Origin of the sequence: Melaminivora alkalimesophila, assembly GCF_000282995.1 — a bacterium.
Classification (GTDB): Bacteria; Pseudomonadota; Gammaproteobacteria; order Burkholderiales; family Burkholderiaceae_C; genus Melaminivora; species Melaminivora alkalimesophila.
In genome coordinates this window covers 1-2738 of sequence record NZ_ALEE01000448.1, presented here as the reverse complement: position 1 = coordinate 2738, position 2738 = coordinate 1, and the positions used below count along the sequence as shown (strand labels likewise).

Genomic DNA, 2738 nt, shown 5'->3' with positions numbered 1-2738 from the left:
GGCTGCGAAAGCCGGTGCGCATCGTGGCCGACCGCGAGGTGGCCGTCATGGCCGACTGGATCTGCGGCGCCAACCAGCCGGACCACCACCTCACGGGCGTGAACTGGGGCCGCGACCTGCCCGAACCCGACCTGGTCGCGGACCTGCGCAACGTCGTGGCGGGCGACCCCTCGCCCGACGGCAAGGGCGTGCTGGCGATCGAGCGCGGCATCGAGGTCGGCCACGTCTTCTACCTGGGCACGAAGTATTCCCGTGCCATGGACGCCACGTTTCTGAACGAGGACGGCAAGCCGGCCCATTTCGAGATGGGTTGCTACGGCATCGGCGTGTCGCGCCTGCCCGCGGCGGCCATCGAGCAGAACCACGACGAACGCGGCATCATCTGGCCCGACGCCATCGCCCCGTTCACCGTGGTGCTGTGCCCGATCGGCATGGACCGCAGCGAGGCGGTGCGCGCCGCTGCCGAGAAGCTCCACGGCGAGCTGCTGGACGCCCGCGTGGACGCCATCCTGGACGACCGGGGCGAGCGCCCGGGGGCGATGTTCGCCGACTGGGAGCTGATCGGGGTGCCGCACCGTGTGGTACTGTCCGAGCGCGGCCTCAAGGAAGGCCAGGTGGAATACCAGCACCGCCGCGACACGGCTGCCACCAAGGTGCCGCTGGAGCAGGTGTTCTCGTACGTGAAGGAAAGACTCGCAGCATGAGTTCCGAGGGGATGGTTGCGGCGCCGTCGCGGCGCCGCGGCGTGCTGTCGCGCCGGGCCTGCGTGGCCTCGCTGGTGGCTGGGCCGGGCGCCTGGCTGGGGGCGCCGACGCTGGCGCACGCCAGTGGACAGCTGGAAGAGCCGTTGATGGATTCGGTGCGCAGCGCGCTCAGTTCGGCGGTGGCCGACCTGGCGCCGCCCGAGCCGTTCTTTGCCAGCACCGAGGCGCGCCTCGTGTACCTGCGCTGGCTGGGCGCCATGAGCGAGCGGCTGCGCAGCCGCAAGCCCGAGTGGGAGGTGCGGCGCGACTTCCTGCAGACCGTGTGGTATGAGTCCAAGCGCGCCGGGCTGGACGTCTCGCTGGTGCTGGGGCTGATCCAGGTGGAGAGCGCGTTTCGCAAGTTCGCCATCTCCCCGGCCGGGGCGCGCGGCTACATGCAGGTCATGCCGTTCTGGACGCGCGTGATCGGCGATGGCGACCCGGGCAAGCTGTTCCACATGCAGACCAACCTGCGCTTCGGCTGCGTGATCCTGCGCCACTACCTGGACCGGGAGCGGGGCGACCTCTACATGGCGCTGGGGCGCTACAACGGCAGCCGCGGCCGCGCGCCCTATCCCAATGCCGTCTTCGCGGCGCAGCGCAACTGGTTCTTTCAGGAGCGGACCTCGGCCGCCTGATCCTCCTGGCGCGCCGGGGCCGAGCCGGACAGGCGCGCCGCCCCGGCCAGCCGCGTGACCATGACCTGGTCGATGCGGTAGCTGTCCACGTCCAGCACCTCGAAGCGGTAGCCGTCCCAGTCCACGGTGTCGGTGCGCCGGGGCACGCGGCGCAGCATGACCATCAGGAAACCGGCGAGCGTCTCGTATTCCTCGGCGTGCGGCAGCTCGTCCAGGCCAACCGCATGCAGCACGTCGTCGATCGGCGTGGTGCCGTCGATCAGCCAGGAGTGCTCGTCGCGGCGCACGATCTGCTCCTCGTCGGCCGGGCCGACCAGGTCGCCCATGACGGTGCTCATCACGTCGTTGAGCGTCACCACGCCGACCACCAGGCTGTATTCGTTCACGATGACGGCGAAGTCCTCGTGCACCTGGCGAAACTGCTCCAGCACCTCGGCCAGCGACAGGCGGTCGGGCACGATCAGCACCTTGCGCACCAGGCCCTCCTCGGCCAGCGAGATCGGCTGGTTGTTGAGTGCGCGCTGGAACAGGTCCTTGGCGTCCACGTAGCCGACCACGTGGTCGATGTCGCGCTCGCACACCGGGTAGGTGGAAAACGGCTCGTTGGCGATGCGCGCGCGGATGAGCTCGTCGGGGTCGTCCCTCAGGAAGTAGGCGATGCGGTCGCGCGGCGTCATGCTGCCCACCACCGAGCGGTTGTCCAGCTCGAACAGGTTCTCGATGACCTGCTGCTCGCGCGCCGCCAGCACCCCCGAGCGCGCGCCGGCGTCCATCATGGCGAGGATGTCCTCGGAGGTGACGCGCTCGTCGCGCTGCGCCGGCAGGCCCGACAGGCGCAGCACCAGGTCGGCGGCGCGGCTGTAGAGCCAGATCAGCGGCCTGAACAGCCCCATGCACACCAGCATCGGACCGACCACGCGCACCGCCATGCGCTCCGGGTTGGCCATGCCGATGCGCTTGGGGATCAGGTCGGCGAAGAGGATGAACAGCGAGGTGACGACCAGGAATGAGGCCAGGAAGCCCAGGGTCTGGGCGCGCGCTTCGGGCAGCCACAGGGCCAGCAGCCCGCTCAGGTAGGGACTGAGCGCCCCTTCTCCGACGATGCCGCCCAGGATGGCGACCGCGTTCAGCCCGACCTGGACCACAGTGAAGTAGTCGCCGGGCTGCTCCTGCATGGCCAGCACGCGTTCTGCGCGGGGCTCGCCCTCGTCGGCCAGCTGGCGCAGGCGCAGCCGGCGCGCGGCCGCCAGCGAGAGCTCGGCCACGGAGAAGAAGGCGCTGGCGGCGATGAGCAGGGCGATGACGATCAGGCTTTCGGGCAGGGACATGCAGCGGCGGCATCCGCGCGGCAGGCGGG

At 70.2% G+C, this 2738-nt stretch carries 3 protein-coding genes; 2 read left to right on the top strand and 1 reads right to left on the bottom strand.

Annotation, left to right across the window (positions count from 1 at the left end; translation table 11 throughout):
* Together A612_RS08785 and A612_RS08780 are read left to right on the top strand one after the other, a co-directional pair.
* Window positions 1-704, top strand: a 704-nt coding sequence (locus tag A612_RS08785) for a His/Gly/Thr/Pro-type tRNA ligase C-terminal domain-containing protein (protein WP_019374129.1), incomplete at its 5' end; no start/stop codon positions are given.
* Window positions 701-1381 (top strand): lytic transglycosylase domain-containing protein, encoded by a 681-nt coding sequence (locus A612_RS08780; protein ID WP_019374128.1) that lies wholly within the window; start codon window positions 701-703, stop codon window positions 1379-1381. The genes A612_RS08785 and A612_RS08780, both read left to right, overlap by 4 nt.
* On the opposite strand, the gene paeA is transcribed toward A612_RS08780, so the two are convergent.
* Window positions 1357-2709 (bottom strand): polyamine export protein PaeA, encoded by a 1353-nt coding sequence (paeA, locus tag A612_RS08775; RefSeq protein ID WP_040436438.1) that lies wholly within the window; start codon window positions 2707-2709, stop codon window positions 1357-1359. The genes A612_RS08780 and paeA overlap by 25 nt on opposite strands.
* Window positions 2710-2738: the final 29 nt, after the last annotated feature.

Coding starts and splice junctions, on each gene's coding strand:
- paeA (WP_040436438.1), bottom strand. CDS start 2,709: ATGTCCCTGCCCGAAAGCCTGATCGTCATCGCCCTGCTCATCGCCGCC.
- A612_RS08780 (WP_019374128.1), top strand. CDS start 701: ATGAGTTCCGAGGGGATGGTTGCGGCGCCGTCGCGGCGCCGCGGCGTG.